We start from the raw sequence: 20047 nt of genomic DNA, 5'->3' as shown, positions 1-20047 counted from the left end.
CCCCGCCCGGTCGTACGTCGTCTCTCTGGTACGTCGTCTCTGTGGCAAGTCGTCCCGATGCGGTGGGACGGCTCGGTGCGGCGGGACGGCTCAGCGTGACTGGACGACCGTCTCCCTGGCCGCGCGGAGGGACTCCTTGAGGGAGCCCATGGTGGCGAGCACGGCGGTCGGTTCGTAGCCGCAGTGCGCCATGCAGTTGGCGCACCGGGGGTCCTTGCCGCGGCCGTACTGCTCCCAGTCGGTCTCCTCGATGAGCTGACGGTAGGTGGGCACGTATCCGTCGCTCATCAGATAGCAGGGGCGCTGCCAGCCGAAGAGCGAGTAGTTGGGGATGGCCCACGCGGTGCACGGGAAGTCGGCCTTGCCCTCCAGGAAGTCCAGGAAGAGCGGCGAATGGTTCAGCCGCCAGCGCCCCCGGTTGCCCCCGGCGAAGGACTTCCTGAAGAGCTCCCGGGTCTGCTCGACGCCGAGGAAGTGCTCCTGGTCGGGGGCCTTCTCGTAGGCGTAGGCGGGCGAGATCATCATCTCGTCGACCTTCAGGTCGTCGTTGAGGTAGTTGAGGACCTCGATGACGGTCTGCGGGGTGTCCGTGTTGAAGAACGTCGAGTTGGTGGTCACCCGGAAGCCGCGCCGCTTGGCCTCCTTGATGGCTGCGACGGCCTCGTCGAACACGCCCTCCTTGGCGACGGACTCGTCGTGCCGCTCGCGCAGCCCGTCGATGTGGACCGCGAAGGCGAAGTACGGCGAGGGCGTGAACTTGTGGATCTTCTTGCGGAGCAGCATCGCGTTGGTGCAGAGGAAGACGTACTTCCGCCGGGCCACGAGCTGCCGGACGATCTCGTCGATCTGGGGGTGCATCAGCGGCTCGCCGCCGGCGATGGAGACCATGGGAGCCCCGGACTCCAGCACCGCGCCGACCGCCTGCGCCACCGGCATGCGCTGCTTCAGCACCCCGGCGGGGTGCTGGATCTTGCCGCAGCCTTCGCAGGCCAGGTTGCAGGCGTAGAGGGGTTCCAGCTCGACGATGAGCGGGAACTTCTCACGCCTGCGGAGCTTCTGTTCGAAGAGGTAGGTCCCGACCCTGATGGTCTGGCGGAGCGGCATGGCCATCTAGCTCACCTCCTGGGGAGCAACACAGAACGGTGCCATTCATGGAAAGCCGGAAGTACGGCACGAAGAACACGGAAGGCTGATATTCCCCCTCGCACGGTGCCGATACGGACCAGCTCATGCTCGGGAGCGTCCACGACCACCCGGACGGCCGCAACCGGGCGTGGCCCGGCGGCCAGGGCGCGCCGCAGCGTGGTGGCGGACTCCATGTCCACCGCGAGTGCGCCGGTGGCCCGCAGGGCGGCCCGCTCCTGGCCCCGTACGACATGGCCGGAGGCGGTGAGCGGCCCGGTGTGGACGGTGCGCCCGGGGAGCGCCCGGGTGAGTGCGGCGACGAGTCGGTCGGTGCCCGCGCAGGGGGTGGCGCCCTCGGCGTCCCGGGTCTCGTCGGCGACGATCAGATCGCCCGGGCCCATGCCGGGGGTGAGCCCGGCGCAGAATCCGGCGGCGACGACGGCGGCGTCCCGGTACCGGGGTTCGCCGAGCGCGCGGTCCACGGCGCGCTCGGCGTTCCTGGGCCCCATCCCGGTACGGAGCACGGTGACGGGGCCCGCGGTGGCGCCCCGTCCCGCGCCACGCAGGGCGAGCCGTTCGATGCCGAGCGCGCAGGCGATCAGCAGGGGGGTCCCCGGGGCGAGGGACGGCCCCGTGGGCCGCCCCATCAGACGCCCTGACGGATGCCGGGGCGGGGGGTCTGTGCCTGGGGGTCGCCGTGGAGATAGCGGCCGAGGGCGGTGAGCGGGAAGACCTGCCGGTAGAGGTGGTAGTTGATGGAGAAGTCCCACGGGAAGCCGGTGCCGGTGTAGTGCGGCTCGTCCCAGGAGCCGTCCTCCCGCTGGGTCCTGGCGAGCGAGGCGATGCCCGCCTCGACGGCCTTGCCGCCCTCCTCGCCGGCCGCGAGGAGCGCGAGGAGCGCCCAGGCGGTCTGTGAGGCCGTGGTGGCGCCGTGCCCGATCCACTCCTGCTCACGGTAGGAGCGCAGGTCCTCGCCCCAGCCGCCGTCCTCGTTCTGGACGGATTCGAGCCAGTCGACGGCGCGCCGGATCGCCGGGTGCGAGACGGGCAGCCCGGCCGCGACGAGGGCGGGCACCACCGCGCCCGTACCGTAGACGTAGTTGACGCCCCAGCGGCCGAACCAGGCGCCGTTGGTCTCCTGTTCGGCGAGGAGCCATTCGATGCCGCGCCGGGTGGCCGGGTGGTGCGCCTTGCCCTCGTACGCGAGCATCTCGACGACGTGCGCGGTGACATCGGCGGACGGCGGGTCGATGACCTTGCCGAAGTCGCAGAAGGGGAGCCGGTTGGGGAACGGGCTGGTGTTGTCGGCGTCGAAGGCGCCCCAGGCCCCGTTGCGCGACTGCATGCCGAGGTTCCAGCGGGCGCCGCGCTCGACGGCCGCGTCGACCCGGTCGGGGTCGGGATGGGCGACGCGGCGCAGCGCGAGGATGACCTCGGCGGTGTCGTCGATGTCGGGGTAGTTGTCGTTGTGGAACTCGAACGCCCAGCCGCCGGGGGTCAGTCCGGGCCTGCGGACGGCCCAGTCGCCGGGCCGGACGATCTGTTCCCCGAGCATCCAGTCGGCGGCCTTGACCAGGGCCGGGTGGTCGGGTTCGAGGCCGGCGTCGGCGAGGGCGATGGTGGCGAGACAGGTGTCCCAGACCGGGGACTGGCAGGCCTCGATCATCCGGGCGCCGTCCTCGCGCCAGACGGCGAACCGGTCGAGCGATTCGAGTCCGGCGCGCAGGAGGGGGTGGTCGAGGTCGTAGCCGAGCAGGTGCAGGGCGATGATCGAGTAGACGGCGGGGGGCTGGATGCCGCCCCAGCAGCCGTCGTTCTCCTGCCGTTCGATGATCCAGCGGGCGGCGGCGTTCATCGCGGCGCGGCGCAGCGGGCGCGGTGCGACCCGGTGGTAGGCGTGCAGGGCCCGGTCGATGCGCTGGAAGGCGCCGTCCCAGCTCCGTACCGGCGCGAAGGCGCGGTCGGGGCGGGGGTGGGCCGGGTCGGTGTGGAGTTCGTCGAGGGGGAAGGGGGCGGGGCGTACCGGCCGCTTCGCGGAGACGATGGTGAGGGGGACGATGGTCTGCCGGGCCCAGCAGCCGAAGTCGTAGATGTTGAGCGGGAACCACCGGGGCAGGAAGATCAGTTCGGGCGGGAGTTCGGGGAGGTCGTCCCATTTCCACCAGCCGAAGAGGGCGAGCCAGACCCGGGTGAAGACCCGGCTGGCTGCGATGCCGCCCTGTTCGCGTACCCACTGGGAGGCGAGCGCCATGTGCGGGGCTTCGGGCTCGTCGCCGGCGAGCCGGAGGGCGACGTATCCCTCGATGGTGGTGGAGAGTTCCGGGGGGCCTCCGTGGAAGGTGGCCCAGGTGCCGTCGGGCCGCTGTTCGCCGCGGATGTGGCGGGCGGCGGCCTCGGTGGTACGGGCGTCCCGTACCCCGAGGAACTGACGGAGCAGCAGGTCCTCGGCGTCCATGGTGACGTTGGTGGCGAGGTCCCCCTTCCACCAGCCCTCGGGGTCCTGCCGGCCGAGCAGATGCTCGACGGAGCGTGCGGCGGCCCGCTCGGCGGCGACCCGGAGGTCACCGCCCGCGGCGGGGAGTGTGGTGGTCGTGGTGTCGGTCGGTCCGCTGGCCGAGGCGGCGCGGGGGCTCAGGGCCCCGGGGCTTCCGTCGGTCGTCGCTGTCATGGCTTCCCCTTCGTGCAGTGGTGTTCTTCTGCTGTGCCTGGGGTCTCCGTCGTCCGGTGCCGAAGCGGTGGACGGCGACTGCGGTTATATGGGAATGGTGATCATCTCTTTCGTACGACGACGAAGTCCGCGAGCGCGACAAGCTGCGCGCGGATCGTTTCCGGCATGTCCACGCGGTCCAGGGCCTCGATGGCGACGGCGTACTGCCTGCGGGCCTCCTGGGAGGTCCACTCCCGGCCGCCGGCCTCCTCGATGAGGGCCGCCCTGGTCGCGAATTCCTCCTCCGAGAAGCTCTCGAAGTCGCTGCTCTTGGCGTCGGCGGCGAGGAGTTCGCCGAGCCGTTCCGAGGCCGGTCCGCCCGCGGCGAGCGCGGCGACGACCGGCAGGGACTTCTTCCGCTGGCGCAGGTCGCTCCAGGTCTGCTTGCCGGTGGCCTCGGGGTCGCCCCAGATGCCGAGCAGGTCGTCGACGGCCTGGAAGGCGAGGCCGAGGTGGTGTCCGTACGACTCCAGAGTGTCGGCCGTACGGTCGTCGGCGCCGCCGAGGACGGCGCCGATGGAGACGGCGCAGGCGAGCAGGGCGCCGGTCTTGTTGCCCTCCATCTCCAGGCACTCCTCGACGGTGACCCGCTCGCGGTGCTCGTAGGAGATGTCCTGGGCCTGGCCGTCGATCAGCTTGCGGGTGGCGGAGGTGAGCCGCCGGGTGGCGCGGCCCGCCTCGACGGTGCCGAGTTCGAGGAGCACCTCGTTGGCGAGCGCGAAGAGGGCGTCGCCGACGAGGATGGCCTGGGCGGGGCCGTGGACCTTCCACACGGTGTCGCGGTGGCGGCGCTGTTCGTCGCCGTCCATCAGGTCGTCGTGGAGGAGCGAGAAGTTGTGGACGAGTTCCACGGCGACGGCGCCGGGGATGCCCATCTCGGGGGCGGCGCCGGCGGCTTCCGCGGAGACCAGGGCGAGCGCCGGGCGTACGGCCTTCCCGCCGTCACCGGCGGAGGGACGGCCCTCGGCGTCGATCCAGCCGAAGTGGTAGGCGGCGACGGTGTCCATCGGGTGGGCCAGCCGGTCGACGGCGGCGCGCAGGACGGGCGTGGACAGGGTCCGGCCCCGCTCCAGCAGCGCGTTGACGTCGGGGGTGTCGACAACCGGATGGGCCGGGGGCACAGTCGGCACGGTCTCTCCTCTTGTTCCAGTACTCGTCGGGGCGGTACTCGGGCTCATGCCGCCTCCTGTAGGGGGTGGTGATGGCGGTGCCCGAGTGCGGAGAGAGCCGCGCCCGCGGCGTCGAAACCGCTCCGCACGGCACCCTCCATCGTCGCGGGCCAGCCGGTGGCGGTCCATGCGCCGGCCAGGAAGAGGCCGGGGGCGCGGGTGCGGGCCGTGGGGCGCAGCCGCCCGGTGCCGGGGGCGGGGGCGAAGGTGGCCGTCCGCTCCCGGGTGACGAAGAAGTCCCGTACCTCCGCGCCGCGCGCGGCGGGCAGGAGGCGTTCCAGTTCGGGGAGGTAGCGGGCGCGCAGCTCGGCGACCGGGGTGTCGATCTCGTCCTGGCAGGCGGACTGGGAGACCGCCAGGTACTGGCCTTCGGTGAGTCCGGAGGCGTCGGTGCGGTCGAAGACCCACTGGACGGGAGAGCCGAGCGCGGCGAAGAAGGGGCGGCGCAGCACCCGGCGCCCGTACACGACATGGAGGTTGAGGATGGGCGCGGTGGCGAGGTCGAGGAGGCGTTCGGGGGCGTCGAGGGCGCCCTCGGGGAGGAGGGCGTGGGTCTCGCGCTGGGGTACGGCGACGACGACGGTGTCCGCGTCGAGCCGTTCGCCCGCCGCTTCGACGTGCCATCCGCCGTCCTCGGCGCGGGTGACGGCGCCGGCCCGGGTGCGCAGGAGGGTGCGGACGCCGGCGTCGTCGAGGGCCTTGCGGGCGAGGGTGTCGTGGAGGTCGCCGAGCGGGACCCGGGCCCAGCCGATGTCGGCGGCGCCGGGCTCGGAGAGCAGCCCGGTCCTGAAGACCATGGCGGCGAGCGCGAGGGAGGCGTCCTGTGCGGTGGCGTTGAGGGTGGCGACCCCGACGAGGTCCCAGAGGGCTTCGACGGTACGGGCGGACTGTCCGTGGCGGCGCAGCCAGGTGGCGAAGTCGACGGTGTCGAGGGCGGGGTCGGTGAGGTCGAGCCGCTGGAGGGCGAGGGCGGCGCGGACCACGGAGGCGCGCTCGGCGAGCGAGAGGTGCGGGTAGCGGGCGAGTCCTGGTGCCAGGTGCAGGGGTACGGGCAGGGCGGTGCGCCGGATCCGGCCGAGCCGGGGGCGCTCCCCTCCGACGTCGAGGACGGGGACGTCGAGGCGGTCCTGGAGGGGGGCGAGCGCGGCGCCGTCGATCCGGTCGAGGAGCCACCGGTAGGCGGTGCAGCAGCGCAGGTAGACATGCTGGCCGTTGTCGACGGTGAGGCCGCCCCGGTGGAAGGAGAAGGCGAGGCCGCCGAGGCGGGGCCGGCCTTCGAGGAGGGTGACCCGGACCCCGGAGTCGGCGAGGCGGAGCGCGGCGGTGGTGCCGGCGAGGCCGCCGCCGATCACCACGGCACGGCGGACGTCGGCGCTCGTCATGCGTTCCCCCTTGTTGTCGGACCGGTGGGGCGGTCCGGTCCGGTGGAGCCTTCCGCAGTCAGGGACGCGGGGTGTCCACGCATGGTTGAGCGAGTGTCGTACGGACATGCGTGCGAAGCGGTGGGGGCGAGCCGCGGGCCGCCGCACATCAGCCGCGTCTCCTGACGGCCTGCCGGGAGACGGTCCTGGCGTCGAGCCCGGAGAGCCCGCGCACGGCGACATACGCCTTCTCGTGGCCGGGCAGCGAGACCCGGCCGCGCAGGACGGCCTCGGGGTCGCGGGCGATGCGGTCGAGCAGCCGCCGGTAGATGCCGGCCATGGCGGCGACGCAGGCGCCGCTGCGCCGGTCGAGCAGGGGCAGCAGTCGGTACCCCTCGGCGAAGAGGGTGCGGGCGCGCCGTACCTCGAAGTGGACCAGACCGGCGAAGTCGGCGCCCGGCGCGGGGACGGCGGTGTGGAACCCTGCGGAGCAGCCGAACTTGGCGAGGTCGTCGGCGGGCAGGTAGGTACGGCCGTTGGCGGCGTCCTCGCGGACGTCGCGCAGGATGTTGGTGAGCTGGAGCGCGAGGCCGAGGGTGTCGGCGTACTCGGCGGCGCGCTCGGCCCCCGGGGCGCCGGGCGCCGTACCGAAGACGCCGAGGGAGATCCGGCCGATGGCGCCGGCGACACACCGGCAGTACGCCTTGAGGTCGTCCCAGGTCTCGTAGGTGTCGCCCCGGACGTCCATCAGGACGCCGTCGATCAGTTCGTCGAGCGCGCCGAGCGGCATCGGGAAGCGGCGGGTGGCGTCCGCGACGGCGACAGCCACGGGGTCGGTGTCGTCCTCGGCCACCTCGCCCGCTCTGACCCGCTCCAGCAGGACCCGGGTCTCTTCGAGCCGGGTCTGCTTGGCCTCGGGCGCGAGCGTGCCGTCGCCGATGTCGTCCACCCTCCGCGAGAAGGCGTACAGCGCGGACATGGCCTGCCGCTTCTCGGTCGGCAGCAGTCTGATGCCGTAGGCGAAATTACGGGCCTGCTGCCCGGTGACGGCCTCGCAGTAGCCGTAGGCCGCCTGTACCGGCGCGGACATGGGCGTCTGTCCCTCCACGTTCCGGCTCACCCCTCTCTGTGCGCACTTCGCAAGACAGCTCCCACTTCGCGCAGCAGACGTGGCGTGGTGGGTTTGGGCGGCCCGGGGAGCACATCGTGCCCGGCGGCCGCGATCGAAGCGAGGGCGGCGCGCCCTCCGGCGACAAATCCGGCGAGGAGCAGCCGGAGCCTGCCGTGGACGCTGCCCACCAGGGCGGGTCCCTGGTCCAGCAGCAGGCGGGCGCGCTCGGCCTCGTAGGCGATCAGGGAGCGTACCGAGGCGTTGGCGGTGGGGGCCGCCAGGTCCGCCTCGGTGACATGGAACCGCTTCATGTCCTCGGCGGGGAGGTAGATCCGGTCGCGGCCGAGGTCCTCGGTCACGTCCTGGAGGTGTTCGACGATCTGGAGCGCCGTGCAGACGGCGTCGGAGCGGCCCAGCCGTTCAGGGCTCGCGGTGCCGGTGATGCCGAGGACGAGCCGGCCGACCGGGTTGGCGGAGAGTTCGCAGTAGGCGAGCAGGTCGTCGTAGGTCTCGTACCGCCGGACCACCTGGTCCTGCCGGTTGGCCTCGACGAGACCGAGGAACGGTCCGGGCTCCAGGGAGCGGCGCCGTACGGTGGGGGTGAGCGCACGGAGCAGTGGGTGGCCGGGGGGCGGGCCCGCCGGGGCGAAGACGCGCCGCAGGTCGGTCTCGAAGGCGTCGAGCAGGGTGACCGGGTCGTCGCCGAGGGCGGGGTCGACGCCCAGGTGGCGGGCGTCGGCGCCGCCGGGGGCGAGGTCGCCGTCGCCGATGTCGTCGACGAGGCGGGCGTAGCCGTAGACCGCCATCAGGTCGTCGCGCCAGGCGCGGGGGAGGAAGAAGGGGGCCACGGGGAAGTTCTCGTCCGCGGCCTTGTCGAGGGTGGTGCGCGAGGCGGGTCCTGGGCGCACATCCGGGGCGCCGGTCACCGCGTGTTACCCGTTACGGGGACGGCGAAATCCTCGCGGAGCTGGAGATTTTCCGTCATTGCCGTCACATCTCCCGTTCTACACTGCCGACCCAATACATCCCTTTTCGGACACGCCGCCCGTACCTCCGAGTACGGAAGGCCCGTCGGCGGCCGGGTCTCCCCCGGGGGAATCGCCCCGCTGACCGCGAATCGGCATGGCCCAGCTTACGTTGTACAGCCCAGGGGAACACGCCGGGGTGATGGCCGCATGGCAACAACGCGGTGACGACGTCCAACCTTCCCCGGACCACCCGGACTTGGCCGATCCTTGACCATCGGTGTCCGGTTCGTACCAGAAGAACGCCTCCGCCCGATCGCTCCGGCGGAGGCGTTCGACGTACCGTACCGGCTACTTGCCGGTTTCCTTCTCGTACGCCTTGATGACCTCGTCGGTCGGGCCGTCCATCAGCAGCTCGCCCTTCTCCAGCCAGAGCACGCGGTCGCAGGTGTCCCTGATCGACTTGTTGCTGTGGCTGACCAGAAAGACCGTGCCCGCCTCCTTGCGCAGCTCGCGGATGCGCTCCTCGGAGCGGATCTGGAACTTGCGGTCGCCGGTCGCCAGCGCCTCGTCGATCATCAGGACGTCGTGGTCCTTGGCGGCGGCGATGGAGAACCGGAGGCGGGCGGCCATGCCGGAGGAGTAGGTGCGCATGGGGAGCGTGATGAAGTCGCCCTTCTCGTTGATGCCGGAGAAGTCGACGATCGACTGGTAGCGCTCCTTGATCTGCTCGCGGGACATCCCCATGGCCAGACCGCCGAGGATGACGTTGCGTTCGCCGGTCAGGTCGTTCATCAGCGCGGCGTTGACGCCCAGCAGGGAGGGCTGGCCGTCGGTGTAGACCTTGCCGCTCTCGGCGGGCAGCAGCCCGGCGATGGCGCGCAGCAGGGTCGACTTGCCGGAGCCGTTGGTGCCGATCAGGCCGATCGCCTCGCCCCGGTACGCGGTGAAGGTGACGCCCCGTACCGCGTGGACCTTGCGGACGCCGCGGGACTCCCCCTTGTCCCTGCGGAGTATGCGGCTCAGGGCCGCGGTGGCGCTGCCCTTGCCGCCGCTGCCGCCGTTGACGCGGTAGACGATGTGCACATCGTCGGCGATGACGGTGGGGACGCGCTCCCCGGTGTTCTCCTCAGCCACGTCCGTACCGCTCCTCAGCCTTCCAGAAGTACACGAAGCCGATGAGGGCGACCGCCAGGGCCCAGACCAGCGCGACGAGCCAGACATGCGCGGGCAGGTTCTCCGAGCCGTACCCCTCGATCAGCGCGAAGCGGACCAGATCCATGTAGATCGCGGCCGGGTTGTACTGGAGCACATCGGCGATCCACCCCGGCTTGTCCTTGAGCATCACGGGGATCGAGAACATCACGCCGGACGCGTACATCCACGTCCGCATGATGAACGGCATGAGCTGGGCGAGGTCGGGGGTCTTGCTGCCGAGCCGCGCCATGATCAGCGCCAGGCCGGTGTTGAAGAGGAACTGCATCGCCAGCGCGGGGATCACCAGCAGCCAGCTCAGGCTGGGGTAGCTGCCGAACAGGACCGCCACGGTGACCAGGACGACCATGGAGAACAGGAGTTGCTGGAGCTGCTGGAGAGAGAAGGAGACCGGCAGCGAGGCCCGGGGGAAGTGCAGGGCCCGGACGAGCCCCAGATTGCCGGAGATGGCGCGGACCCCGGCCATCACCGAGCTCTGGGTGAAGGTGAAGACGAAGACCCCGGTGACCAGGAACGGGACGAACACCTCCTGGGGGATGCCCCGCTTGGTCTGGAGGATCAGCCCGAAGATCAGGTAATAGACAGCCGCGTTCAGCAGGGGGGTCGCCACCTGCCAGAGCTGCCCCAGCTTCGCCTGGCTGTACTGGGCCGTGAGCTTCGCCTGGGAGAAGGCCAGGATGAAGTGGCGCCGGCCCCAGAGCTGCCGGACGTACTCGCGCAGCCCTGGCCGGGCACCGCTCACCGACAGGCCGTACTTGGCGGCCAGGTCCGCCGGAGACAGACCGTCGTCGGGCGACGGGGGGGCGCTCACAGCGATCGCCCCCTCATGGGTTGTGTCACTCACAAGTTGAAACTTTCGTGTTCAAGATGCGCAGCCGGTCGGGCACAGGCGTGGACGGCCCGGCCCCGGGAAGGTAGCCCTGATGCTCTCAGAACCGAGCCTGCCAGACGACACGCGGTCGGCCCAGCCGGGGCGGGCACCACGGCCCTGGATCACTTGAATCTGCTGCCGTGGATCACTTGAGCCTGCTGGACGCCAGGATCGAGACCAGGTGCAGAAGGGTCTGGAGCAGGGCGATCCCGGCGAGGACGGCGATCCCGAGACGGCTGAAGAACAGGTCGCCCCGGACCGTGTCCACGATCGCCAGGAGCAGGATCAGCAGGGACGCCTCGATGCCGAGGATGAGCCGGTGGAACTTGAGCGCCCCGGCGGCCCTGCGGGCCAGCGCCATGCCGGACGAGCGCGGCTCCGAGGCGGACTCCTTGACCGGGGCCATCCCCTGCTGGTGGCGGGCGACGCCGACCAGGTCGGTCTCGGCCTTGACCAGGATGGCGCCGAGGGCGGCGAGCGTGCCGAGGAAGGCCCAGAGCCAGTCGATCCGGCCGGAGCCCCACAGGTCGGCGCCGCGCAGCCCGAAGCCGACCAGGACGGCCGCGTCGCAGAGGTAGGCGGCGACCCGGTCCAGATAGACCCCGGTCATCGAGTACTGCTTCTTCCAGCGGGCGATCTCCCCGTCGACGCAGTCCAGCAGCAGATAGAGCTGGACCGCCAGCACGCCGAGGAGCGCGCCGGTGATCCCCGGCACCAGGAGCGCGGGGGCGGCGAGGGCACCGGCGACGGTCATCACGTACGTCAGCTGGTTGGGGGTGACCCGCGTGTTCACCAGGTACCGGTCGACGCGCAGCGAGATTTCCCGCATGTACAGGCGGCCGGCCCAGTGCTCGCCGCTGCGGCGGTCCTTCACCCCCGCCGGGTGGACGACCGGGCGGAGTTCAGCTACTGAGGGTCGAGGCATAGTCGGCGTACGCGTCCCTGATCTGGTCGGTGGAGAGGTCGAGGTGCTCAAGGATGGTGAAACGTCCCGGGCGGGTCTGCGGCGCGTAGGCGACGGCCCGTACGAACTCGTCGACGGTGAAGCCGATCTCCTCCGGCAGCACGGGCAGCCCGTGGCGCCGCAGCACCTCGGTGAAGTGCAGCGACTCCTCCTCGGCGCCGCGCAGCCGCATCGCGAAGGCGGCGCCGAAGCCGACCTGTTCGCCGTGGAGGGCGGAGCGCTTGGGGTAGAGGAGGTCGAAGGCGTGGCTGATCTCGTGGCAGGCGCCGGAGGAGGGGCGGGTGTCGCCGCTGATCGACATGGCGATCCCGGAGAGGACCAGCGCCTCGGCGAGCACGGTGAGGAACTCGTCGTCGCCGACGCCGCCGGGGTGGCGCAGGACCGCCTCGCCCGCCGTACGGGCCATGGCGGCGGCGAGGCCGTCGACCGGCTCGCCGTTGACCCGGTGGGAGAGCTCCCAGTCCGCGATGGCCGAGATGTTGGAGACCGCGTCACCGATCCCGGAGCGGACGAAGCGGACCGGCGCGTCCCGGATCACATCGAGGTCGACGACCATCGCGATGGGCGTGGGGACGCCGTACGAGCCGCGGCCGTTGTCGTTGTCGAGGATGGAGACCGGCGAGCAGATCCCGTCGTGCGAGAGGTTGGTGGCGACGGCCACCATGGGCAGGCCGACCCGGGCCGCCGCGTACTTCGCCACATCGATGATCTTGCCGCCGCCGAGGCCGACCACGGCGTCGTACCGCTTGCCCTTGATCTCGTCGGCCAGCCGGACCGCCGAGTCGATGGTGCCGTCGGCCACCGCGTACCAGTCGGCGTCGGGCAGGGCCGGCGCCAGCCTCTCGCGCAGCGCCCGGCCGGAGCCGCCGCTGACGGCGATCGAGAGCTTGCCCGAGCTGGAGATCCGCTGGTCGGCGAGGAGTTCGGCGAGATCGTCCAGGGCGCCGCGCCGGATGTCGACGACGACCGGCGAGGGGATGAGCCGGGTCAGTACAGGCACGCGATCTCACGGCCCTTCGCGAGGTCGTCGTGGTTGTCGATCTCGACCCAGGGGATGTCGCCGACGGGCGCCACGTCGACGGTGAAGCCCCGGTCGACCAGCTCCTGGTAGCCGTCCTCGTAGTAGAGGTCGGGGTCCTTCTCGAAGGTGGCCTTGAGCGCGTCCGCGAGCTCGGCGGCGGCCTCGGCCTCGATCAGGGTGACCCCGATGTACTCGCCGGTGGCGGTGGCCGGGTCCATCAGCTTGGTGATCCGGCGGACGCCCCGGGCGCCGTCGGTGACGACCTTCATCTCCTCGTCCGCGAGGGACTTGACCGTGTCGAGGGCGAGGATGATCCGGCGGCCCTCGCCGCGCGCGGCGAGCAGGGTGCGCTCGACGGAGACCGGGTGCACGGTGTCGCCGTTGGCGAGGATGACACCACGGGCCAGGAGGTCACGGGCGCACCACAGGGAGTAGGCGTTGTTCCACTCCTCGGCCTTGTCGTTGTCGACCAGGGTGAGCCGGAGGCCGTACTTCTCCTCCAGCTCGGCCTTCCGCGCGTACACGGCCTCCTTGCGGTAGCCGACGACGATCGCCGCCTCGGTGAGCCCGACCTCGGCGAAGTTCCCCAGGGTCAGGTCGAGGACGGTGGTGGTGCCCTCGCCCGCCGGGTCGACCGGGACGAGCGCCTTGGGCAGGGTGTCGGTGTACGGGCGCAGACGCCGTCCCGCTCCGGCTGCGAGTACGAGGCCGATCATGCGGTTTCTCCTTCGTCGTGTACGGCGGGGGCTCCGGAGGAGACCCAGAACCGGATGGACTCCACGAGCGCGATCAGCGCCACGGCGACGGCGAGCACCGTGAATGCCTCCGGGAGGCCGAACGCGCCGGTGGAGAGGGCAGCGGCCAGGGTCACCAGCAGGGTGCGGCCCTCGTGTCCGCCGAGCGCCAGGACCAGGCGCCGGGGCGGGGCGCCGGTGCCGCCCCGGATGCGGTACACCGCGTCGTAGTGGTGGTACGCGACCGCCGCGACCAGCGCGAACGCCGCCGGGAGCGCGCCCGGCTGCTCGGCGCGGGCGGCGACCGCCAGGACGGTGCCGTACTCGGCGGCCCGGAAGACCGGCGGGATCAGCCAGTCGAGGGCGCCGCCCATCCGGCGCGCGACGGCGAGCCCGGAGGTCAGGACGTACACCAGGGCGGCCAGCGGGAGGGCCGGGCTCCGGGGGGCGGCGAAGGCCGCCGTGGCGACGACGGCCGCGCCGCCGACGAGGGCGATCAGGAAGGGCCCCACGGCGGGGAGGGCGCGGGCCGGGCGGCGCAGGGCGCGGGCGGCGAGTTCCGCGAGCGGGCCGGAGTCGGCGAGGTCCGCGAGGGCTCCGGCGGCCCGGTCGGTACGGACGGACCTGCGGGTCACCGAGCGCAGCACGCGGCCCGCTGTGGTGTAGCAGGCGGCGAAGGAGCAGCCGATCAGAAGCGCCCAGAAGACGGTACGGGGCGTGGTCAGGGCGGTCAGTACGGCGATCATCGCCCAGCGCTCGCCGATCGGCAGCACGATCATGCGGCGGACCCAGACCGTCCAGCCGACGCTGTCGAGCCGGGTGGAGAGCGCGGAGGTGGGGGTGCCGACGACGGCCTTGCCGGTGCCGGAGGCAGAGGTTCCGGCCGCCGTGCCGGCTGTGCCGGACGTACTGACCGTGCTGACCGTACTGTCGTGGTTTCCCTCGTTGAAGGCGAAGTCGACGACATGGCGGCAGCTCTGGAGGACCATCGCGGCGAGCGCGAGCGCCCAGACGTCGTCGCCGCCGCGGGCCGCGCCGAGCGCGAGGCCCGCGTAGTACGCGTACTCCTTGGCCCGGTCGAAGGTGGCGTCGAGCCAGGCGCCCATCGTGGAGTACTGGAGCGAGTAGCGGGCGAGCTGGCCGTCCGTGCAGTCCAGGACGAACGAGAAGATCAGGAGCGCCCCCGCGGCGACGAAGCCGCCCCGGCTGCCGGTGGCCGCGCAGGCCGCCGCGATCAGCGCGGTGACCAGCGAGGCGGTGGTGACCTGGTTGGGGGTGAGGCCCCGGCGGGCGCACCAGCGGGCGAGATAGCGGGAGTAGGGGCTGATGCAGAAGGTGGTGAAGAAGCCGTCGCGGGCCTTCACGGCGGAGCGCAGCCGTACCGCCTCGTCGTCCACCTCCGCCACGGCGGCCCGGGCGCGTTCACGGGCCTCCGGGCCGGTGGGGACGGCGGCGACGAGCGAGCCGAGTTCGGGACGGGTGACCGGGGTGCCGCCCGCGTCGAGCGCGGTGGCCACCCGGTCGGGGAGGGGCATGTCCGCCGGGGCGGTGTCCACGGGGGACGTCGCGGTGCCGGTGCCCGGCCGGGGGCAGTCGGTGAGCGGCGCGTCCGTGAGCGGCGCGTCGGTACGGACGGATGCGGCGGCCGGTGCCGTGGCTGCGGTGGTGGCGGTGGTGTCGGCGGTCGTGAGGGCGCCGAGCAGGGCGGCGCGCGCCGCGGGCTGGGCGGTGAGCGCCCCGGGGACGGCGGCGACGGGGAAGCGGGGGTCGGTCAGGGCGAGCCGCAGGGCGTGGACATGACCGACGAAGCGGGTGTCGACGAGGGCGACCCGCTCATCGGCGGGGGCCGCCGCGAGCAGGCCGCGCGCCGCGTCGGCGCCGGGTGCGGTCCGTACGTCGAAGCCCAGGGACCGCAGGTCGCCTTCGAGCGGCGATCCGGGTACCGGAGCACCGGTGAGGATGGCGGTCGACAGACGAACTCACTCCTTGGCAACTGACAGGGGGGCGGGGTGCGGCGGAGCCCCGGGATCCGGAGGCGGCACGTCGGCAGAGGCTATCGGATGAACAGAAGGGTGAGTTCATCGCCCGTTTACGCCTGGTTCCCCGGAGGCCCGCTCCCTCCGGTGCCGCTCCCCCGGGCCCGGTACGGCCTTGTCCGCCCTTGTCCGGCCCTGTACGGCCTCGTCTAGGGTGACGGAATGACGTGGCTGATCACAGGCGGGGCGGGGTACATCGGGGCACATGTGGCGCATGCCATGGTCGCCGCGGGGGAACGGGTGGTCGTCCTGGACGACCTGTCGACCGGATTCGCCGAGCGGCTGCCGGACGGGGTGCCGCTGGTGCGGGGGTCGCTGCTGGACCGGGCGGCCGTGGACCGGGTGCTGGCCGGGCACGAGGTGACCGGTGTGGTGCATCTGGCGGCGAAGAAGCAGGTCGGGGAGTCCGTCGAGCAGCCGCTGCGGTACTACCGGGAGAACCTGCACGGGCTCACGGTGCTGCTGGAGGCGGTCGCCGAGGCGAAGGTGGGGCGCTTCCTCTTCTCGTCCTCAGCGGCCGTCTACGGGGTCCCCGATGTGGAGTTGATCACGGAACGGACCCCCGCCGCGCCGATCAGTCCGTACGGCGAGACCAAGCTCGCGGGCGAGTGGCTGGTCCGGGCCGCTGGCCGGGCGCACGGAATCTCCACGGGTTGTCTGCGGTATTTCAACGTGGCGGGCACGGCACGGCCGGAGCTCGCGGATGTCGGGGTGTTCAACATCATCCCGATGTTCTTCGAGCGGATCAGCCGGGGCGAGGCGCCCCGGATCTTCGGCGCGGACTATCCGACGCCGGACGGCACCTGTATCCGCGACTACATCCATGTCGCCGATCTCGCCGAGGCCCATCTCGCCGCGGCGCGCCATCTGACCGGGCTCCCCGGCGGCGCGGACCTGACGGTGAACATCGGACGCGGCGAGGGTGTCTCGGTGCGGGAGCTGGCCGAGCTGGTGGCGGAGGTCACCGGCGACCGTACGGAACCGGTGGTCCAGGGGCGCCGCCCCGGTGACGCGGCGCGGGCGGTGGCCTCCGTCGAGCTGATCACCCAGGAGCTGGGGTGGCGGGCGCGGCGGGATGTACGGGCGATGGTCGAGTCGGCGTGGGCGGGGTGGCTGTCGCACCACCCGGCACCGCCGGTCCGATGACTGCCGCGCCCTCCGGCACCGCCGGTCCGATGATCCCATCAGCACTCTTCGTGATGCTCTGACCAGCCATCATTTCCGCAGGTCAGAGCATATGACAACGGTGTTCAGTGCCGTGTTGCCCGATACCCCCCACCCGTAGTTCACTGACGGAGTCGGCACATCCAGAGGACCGGGAGGCGTCCCCATGGGGGCAGGGCACAATCACGGGCATGCGCACGGAGGACCGCCGGCGGGCACCGCGACCGCCGCCTACCGTGGCAGGCTGCGGATCGCGCTGGGGATCACGCTCTCCGTGATGGTGGTGGAGGTCATCGGCGGTCTCGCCGCCGACTCGCTCGCCCTGATCGCCGACGCGGCCCATATGGCGACGGACGCGGTGGGGCTCGGCATGGCCCTGCTGGCGATCCACTTCGCGGCCCGGCCGGCCGACGAGAGCCGTACCTTCGGGTACGCGCGGGCCGAGATCCTCGCCGCGCTCGCCAACTGTCTGCTGCTGCTCGGTGTCGGCGGCTATCTGCTCTTCGAAGCCGTCGAGCGGTTCATCACGCCGCCCGAGACCCGGGGCGGGCTGACGATCGTCTTCGCGCTGATCGGTATGGCCGCCAATCTGGTCTCCCTCACCCTGCTCACCCGGGGGCAGAGCGAGAGCCTCAATGTGCGCGGCGCCTACCTGGAGGTCCTCGCCGACACCCTCGGGTCGCTCGCCGTGCTGGTCTCCGCCGGGATCATCCTGGCCACCGGGTGGCAGCTCGCCGACCCGATCGCCGGTCTGCTGATCGGCGTCATGATCGTCCCGCGCACGGTGAAGCTGCTGCGGGAGACGCTCGACGTCCTGCTGGAGGCGGCGCCCAAGGGTGTGGACATGAGTGAGGTACGCGCACATATGCTCGCCCTGCCCGGGGTGGCCGACGTCCACGACCTGCACGCCTGGACGATCACCTCGGGGATGCCGGTGCTCTCCGCGCATGTGGTGGTCGACCAGGACGCGCTGGACACCGTGGGGCACGAGAAGATGCTGCACGACCTGCAAGGATGCCTCGGCCATCACTTCGACGTCGAGCACTGCACCTTCCAGCTCGAACCCCTGGGCCACGCCGAGCACGAGGCGAAGCTCTGCCACTGAGCCGCCACCGGGACGCCACGAGGCGCCCGCGGTCACACCGTGGGGCGTGGCATGGAACGGACATGCCCACGGCCCGCGGTGTGATCACGGGGCAGCGGTGGGGCAGACTGGGCAGCCGAGGCCCGATACGAAGGATGGTTATGCCGACCACACCGGTTACCGCGGCGAACAACACGTCGACAGCGGCACAAGAAACGATCATGCTGGAGCTGGTCGACGAGGACGGCAACACCATCGGCACCGCCGAGAAGCTCACCGCCCACCAGGCCCCCGGCCAACTGCACCGGGCGTTCTCCGTCTTCCTCTTCGACGAGCAGGGCCGGCTGCTGCTCCAGCGCCGCGCGCTGGGCAAGTACCACTCCCCCGGCGTCTGGTCGAACACCTGCTGCGGCCACCCGTACCCGGGCGAGGCGCCGTTCGCTGCGGCGGCCCGCCGTACCCACGAGGAGCTGGGCATCTCGCCCTCGCTGCTCGCGGCGGCCGGCACGGTCCGCTACAACCACCCGGACCCGCACTCGGGTCTGGTGGAGCAGGAGTACAACCACCTCTTCGTCGGGCTGCCGCAGTCGGCGCCGGTGCCCGATCCCGAGGAGGTCGAGGAGATCGCGTACGTCACCCCGGCGGAGCTGGCGGAGCGGCATGCCACGGCGCCCTTCTCCGCGTGGTTCATGACGGTGCTGGACACGGCGCGCCCGGCGATCCGGGAGCTGACGGGGTCTGCGGCGGGCTGGTGACCGGGGCCGGACCGGGGCCTTCCGGTCGGGGCCGTCGACGACCGACGGCGGTCCGGGCCGGGGGTCCGGGCGTCCGGGGGTGTGACACGCCTCAAGGTGTTCAGGGTGTGGCGTCAGAGTGTCGTCAGGGCGTGTCGAAGGGGAGCACCGCCCAGACGATCTTGCCGCCCCCCGCGGTGTGCTCGGCGGCGCATCCGCCGCCGGCCTCCCGGGTGAGCTCCCGGACCAGCAGGAGCCCGCGCCCGCCGGTGCTGGCGTGGTCGGCCTCCAGGGCGGTGGGCCGGTAGGGGTGGTTGTCCTCGACCGACACCCGGATCCAGCGGGCGCCGACGGCGACCTCCACGGCGATCTCGGGCGAGAGCACGGCGGCGTGCCGTACGGCGTTGGTGACCAGCTCGGAGAGGATCAGCAGCACCCCGTGCGCGAGATCGCCCCGGACCGGCACGCCCCGCCGCCGCAGCAGCTCGCGCACGGTCTGCCGCACCTGCGGCACGGAGCTGTCGAGCGCGGGGACGGTGAACCGCCAGACCCCTTCGTACGACCGGGAGCCGCCCGGCCGGGGCGCCGGTGAGCGGGGGTCCGGTGAGCGAGGGTCCGGCGAGCGGGGGTCCGGCGGTCCGGATCGCTCCGGCTGAGGGGCTTGTGGCCGGGTTTCCTCCGCCCGGGGGTCGTTCGAGCCGGGTTCGTGCGACCGGGGGTGTGCCGGGACACTTCCGCCGCTCTCCATTCCATGGCTCCCGCCTTCGGATCGATGGTTCGGATGTCGAGTCTTGGCAGGGAAGCCGTCGTCACCGCCATCCTGAACAGAAGTCAGCCGTTATTGGCGGAGTTCGATCATCGGGGCGCCGATATCCCGCGTACGCGCCCGTTCTTGATCGCTCTTAGTCGATCGGAGATCGGCTCGCGATGCTCCGGCCGACCACAGGGATACGATCCGGCCCATGGAACCCCACCTGGCACACAGGGTCGAGGACGGCGTCGCGACCGTGGTCATCCACCACTCCGCCAAGCGCAACGCGATGACCACGGCCATGTGGCGGGCGCTGCCGCCGCTGCTCGCGGGGCTGGCGGAGGACCCCGAAGTGGGCGCGCTGGTGCTGACCGGGGCGGGCGACACGTTCTGCGCGGGTGCCGACATCTCCTCGCTCCGTACGGAAGCCGAGGCCGGTGGCGAGGGGCCGCCCGCGCTCGCCGTACGGGCCGAGGAGGCCCTCGCCGCGTTCCCCCGGCCGACCCTCGCCGCCGTACGGGGCCACTGCGTGGGCGGTGGGTGTCAGCTCGCCGCCGCGTGCGATCTGCGCTTCGCCGAGGAGGGCGCCTCGTTCGGGGTCACCCCGGCCCGGCTCGGCATCGTCTATCCGGAGTCCTCGACCCGGCGGCTGGTCGCCCTGGTGGGGCCCGCGACCGCCAAGTACCTGCTGTTCTCCGCCGAGTTGATCGGCACCGAGCGGGCGCTGCGCACCGGGCTGGTCGACGAGGTGCTGCCGGCCGGGCAGTTGGCCGCGCGCGTCGCGGAGTTCACCCGGGTGCTGCTGACGCGCTCGCCGCTGACCCAGGAGGCGGCCAAGGAGTTCGTGGCGGGCCGTACCGACCGGGCCGGGTACTGGGCGGAACGGGCCCGGTCCCGCGGTGACGCCGCCGAGGGGGTCGCCGCCTTCCTGGAGCGCCGTACGCCGGTGTTCGGCCGCCCGCCGGTGCGCTGACGGCCGGGGCCCCGACCGCCTCGACCGGGCCCGCCGACCTGCTGCCGCCGGGACCTGCCCGC

The 20047-nt window shown here is 72.1% G+C and carries 20 protein-coding genes; 6 read left to right on the top strand and 14 right to left on the bottom strand.

Annotated elements, in window-relative coordinates; translation table 11 throughout:
* Positions 1-90: 90 nt before the first annotated feature.
* From hpnH to AB0O07_RS03950, 13 genes are all read right to left on the bottom strand, one after another.
* Positions 91-1110 (bottom strand): adenosyl-hopene transferase HpnH, encoded by a 1020-nt coding sequence (hpnH, locus tag AB0O07_RS04010; RefSeq protein WP_365626401.1) that lies wholly within the window; start codon positions 1108-1110, stop codon positions 91-93.
* A 5-nt stretch (positions 1111-1115) separates the two neighbouring features.
* Entirely contained in the window at positions 1116-1772 is a 657-nt protein-coding gene (locus AB0O07_RS04005) for a 1-hydroxy-2-methyl-2-butenyl 4-diphosphate reductase (protein WP_365626399.1), read from the bottom strand.
* Complete coding sequence (gene shc, locus AB0O07_RS04000; protein ID WP_365626396.1) at positions 1772-3793, bottom strand: squalene--hopene cyclase; 2022 nt, start codon at positions 3791-3793, stop codon at positions 1772-1774. The genes AB0O07_RS04005 and shc overlap by 1 nt, the downstream gene beginning before the upstream one ends.
* 101 nt (positions 3794-3894) lie before the next feature.
* The gene (locus tag AB0O07_RS03995) at positions 3895-5010 is read right to left on the bottom strand and encodes a polyprenyl synthetase family protein (protein ID WP_365626393.1); all 1116 of its coding nucleotides are present in this window, start codon (positions 5008-5010) and stop codon (positions 3895-3897) included.
* On the bottom strand, positions 5007-6383 hold the full coding sequence (hpnE, locus tag AB0O07_RS03990; RefSeq protein ID WP_365626390.1) for a hydroxysqualene dehydroxylase HpnE: 1377 nt from the start codon (positions 6381-6383) through the stop codon (positions 5007-5009). The genes AB0O07_RS03995 and hpnE overlap by 4 nt, the downstream gene beginning before the upstream one ends.
* A gap of 148 nt (positions 6384-6531) precedes the next feature.
* Positions 6532-7482, bottom strand: coding sequence for a presqualene diphosphate synthase HpnD (hpnD, locus tag AB0O07_RS03985; RefSeq protein ID WP_365626387.1), 951 nt, complete (start codon positions 7480-7482; stop codon positions 6532-6534).
* Complete coding sequence (gene hpnC, locus AB0O07_RS03980) at positions 7479-8399, bottom strand: squalene synthase HpnC (protein WP_365626384.1); 921 nt, start codon at positions 8397-8399, stop codon at positions 7479-7481. Before hpnC ends, hpnD begins: the two co-directional genes overlap by 4 nt.
* Before the next feature lie 390 nt (positions 8400-8789).
* Positions 8790-9575: an ABC transporter ATP-binding protein gene (locus AB0O07_RS03975; RefSeq protein WP_365626381.1), complete on the bottom strand. Its 786-nt coding sequence runs from the start codon at positions 9573-9575 to the stop codon at positions 8790-8792.
* A complete protein-coding gene (locus AB0O07_RS03970) occupies positions 9568-10497 on the bottom strand; it encodes an ABC transporter permease (RefSeq protein WP_365626378.1) in 930 nt (309 codons plus the stop codon). The genes AB0O07_RS03975 and AB0O07_RS03970 overlap by 8 nt, the downstream gene beginning before the upstream one ends.
* Positions 10498-10669: 172 nt before the next feature.
* Positions 10670-11449 carry a CDP-alcohol phosphatidyltransferase family protein gene (locus AB0O07_RS03965; protein ID WP_365626375.1) on the bottom strand — a complete coding sequence of 260 codons (780 nt, stop codon included), beginning with the start codon at positions 11447-11449 and terminating at the stop codon, positions 10670-10672.
* Complete coding sequence (locus AB0O07_RS03960) at positions 11427-12488, bottom strand: iron-containing alcohol dehydrogenase family protein (RefSeq protein WP_365626372.1); 1062 nt, start codon at positions 12486-12488, stop codon at positions 11427-11429. Before AB0O07_RS03960 ends, AB0O07_RS03965 begins: the two co-directional genes overlap by 23 nt.
* Positions 12476-13225 (bottom strand): phosphocholine cytidylyltransferase family protein, encoded by a 750-nt coding sequence (locus AB0O07_RS03955; RefSeq protein WP_365626369.1) that lies wholly within the window; start codon positions 13223-13225, stop codon positions 12476-12478. The genes AB0O07_RS03960 and AB0O07_RS03955 overlap by 13 nt, the downstream gene beginning before the upstream one ends.
* The gene (locus tag AB0O07_RS03950; RefSeq protein WP_365626367.1) at positions 13222-14799 is read right to left on the bottom strand and encodes a DUF5941 domain-containing protein; all 1578 of its coding nucleotides are present in this window, start codon (positions 14797-14799) and stop codon (positions 13222-13224) included. Before AB0O07_RS03950 ends, AB0O07_RS03955 begins: the two co-directional genes overlap by 4 nt.
* Between AB0O07_RS03950 and AB0O07_RS03945 the strand changes: the two genes are divergently transcribed.
* The 5 genes from AB0O07_RS03945 (at position 14792) to idi (ending at position 18282) form a co-directional block, all read left to right on the top strand.
* Positions 14792-15043, top strand: coding sequence for a hypothetical protein (locus tag AB0O07_RS03945; protein WP_365626365.1), 252 nt, complete (start codon positions 14792-14794; stop codon positions 15041-15043). The two genes, AB0O07_RS03950 and AB0O07_RS03945, sit on opposite strands and share 8 nt — an antisense overlap.
* Positions 15040-15240, top strand: a complete 201-nt coding sequence (locus tag AB0O07_RS03940; protein ID WP_365626362.1) for a hypothetical protein — start codon at positions 15040-15042, stop codon at positions 15238-15240. Before AB0O07_RS03945 ends, AB0O07_RS03940 begins: the two co-directional genes overlap by 4 nt.
* 201 nt (positions 15241-15441) lie before the next feature.
* On the top strand, positions 15442-16425 hold the full coding sequence (galE, locus tag AB0O07_RS03935; protein WP_365626359.1) for a UDP-glucose 4-epimerase GalE: 984 nt from the start codon (positions 15442-15444) through the stop codon (positions 16423-16425).
* 184 nt (positions 16426-16609) lie between these two features.
* Positions 16610-17548, top strand: a complete 939-nt coding sequence (locus AB0O07_RS03930) for a cation diffusion facilitator family transporter (protein ID WP_365626356.1) — start codon at positions 16610-16612, stop codon at positions 17546-17548.
* A 140-nt stretch (positions 17549-17688) separates the two neighbouring features.
* On the top strand, positions 17689-18282 hold the full coding sequence (idi, locus tag AB0O07_RS03925; protein ID WP_365626353.1) for an isopentenyl-diphosphate Delta-isomerase: 594 nt from the start codon (positions 17689-17691) through the stop codon (positions 18280-18282).
* A 124-nt stretch (positions 18283-18406) separates the two neighbouring features.
* Here the strand turns inward: idi and AB0O07_RS03920 are convergent, their stop codons facing one another.
* On the bottom strand, positions 18407-18775 hold the full coding sequence (locus AB0O07_RS03920) for an ATP-binding protein (RefSeq protein ID WP_365626350.1): 369 nt from the start codon (positions 18773-18775) through the stop codon (positions 18407-18409).
* A 448-nt stretch (positions 18776-19223) separates the two neighbouring features.
* Between AB0O07_RS03920 and AB0O07_RS03915 the strand changes: the two genes are divergently transcribed.
* Positions 19224-19985, top strand: coding sequence for an enoyl-CoA hydratase/isomerase family protein (locus AB0O07_RS03915; protein ID WP_365626347.1), 762 nt, complete (start codon positions 19224-19226; stop codon positions 19983-19985).
* The last annotated feature ends 62 nt before the right edge of the window (positions 19986-20047 follow it).

The organism is Streptomyces sp. NPDC093085 (genome assembly GCF_040683935.1).
Taxonomy (GTDB): Bacteria; Actinomycetota; Actinomycetes; order Streptomycetales; family Streptomycetaceae; genus Streptomyces.
The sequence above is the reverse complement of the archived record's forward strand: the minus strand, read 5'-3'. Positions and strand labels throughout refer to the sequence as shown.

What these genes read in the sequence shown, in the direction of transcription:
- hpnH (WP_365626401.1), bottom strand. Translation starts at nt 1,110, where the DNA reads ATGGCCATGCCGCTCCGCCAGACCATCAGGGTCGGGACCTACCTCTTC.
- AB0O07_RS04005 (WP_365626399.1), bottom strand. Translation starts at nt 1,772, where the DNA reads ATGGGGCGGCCCACGGGGCCGTCCCTCGCCCCGGGGACCCCCCTGCTG.
- shc (WP_365626396.1), bottom strand. Translation starts at nt 3,793, where the DNA reads ATGACAGCGACGACCGACGGAAGCCCCGGGGCCCTGAGCCCCCGCGCC.
- AB0O07_RS03995 (WP_365626393.1), bottom strand. Translation starts at nt 5,010, where the DNA reads ATGAGCCCGAGTACCGCCCCGACGAGTACTGGAACAAGAGGAGAGACC.
- hpnE (WP_365626390.1), bottom strand. Translation starts at nt 6,383, where the DNA reads ATGACGAGCGCCGACGTCCGCCGTGCCGTGGTGATCGGCGGCGGCCTC.
- AB0O07_RS03965 (WP_365626375.1), bottom strand. Translation starts at nt 11,449, where the DNA reads ATGCCTCGACCCTCAGTAGCTGAACTCCGCCCGGTCGTCCACCCGGCG.
- AB0O07_RS03955 (WP_365626369.1), bottom strand. Translation starts at nt 13,225, where the DNA reads ATGATCGGCCTCGTACTCGCAGCCGGAGCGGGACGGCGTCTGCGCCCG.
- AB0O07_RS03940 (WP_365626362.1), top strand. Translation starts at nt 15,040, where the DNA reads ATGACCGACGAAGCGGGTGTCGACGAGGGCGACCCGCTCATCGGCGGG.
- galE (WP_365626359.1), top strand. Translation starts at nt 15,442, where the DNA reads ATGACGTGGCTGATCACAGGCGGGGCGGGGTACATCGGGGCACATGTG.
- AB0O07_RS03930 (WP_365626356.1), top strand. Translation starts at nt 16,610, where the DNA reads ATGGGGGCAGGGCACAATCACGGGCATGCGCACGGAGGACCGCCGGCG.
- idi (WP_365626353.1), top strand. Translation starts at nt 17,689, where the DNA reads ATGCCGACCACACCGGTTACCGCGGCGAACAACACGTCGACAGCGGCA.
- AB0O07_RS03915 (WP_365626347.1), top strand. Translation starts at nt 19,224, where the DNA reads ATGGAACCCCACCTGGCACACAGGGTCGAGGACGGCGTCGCGACCGTG.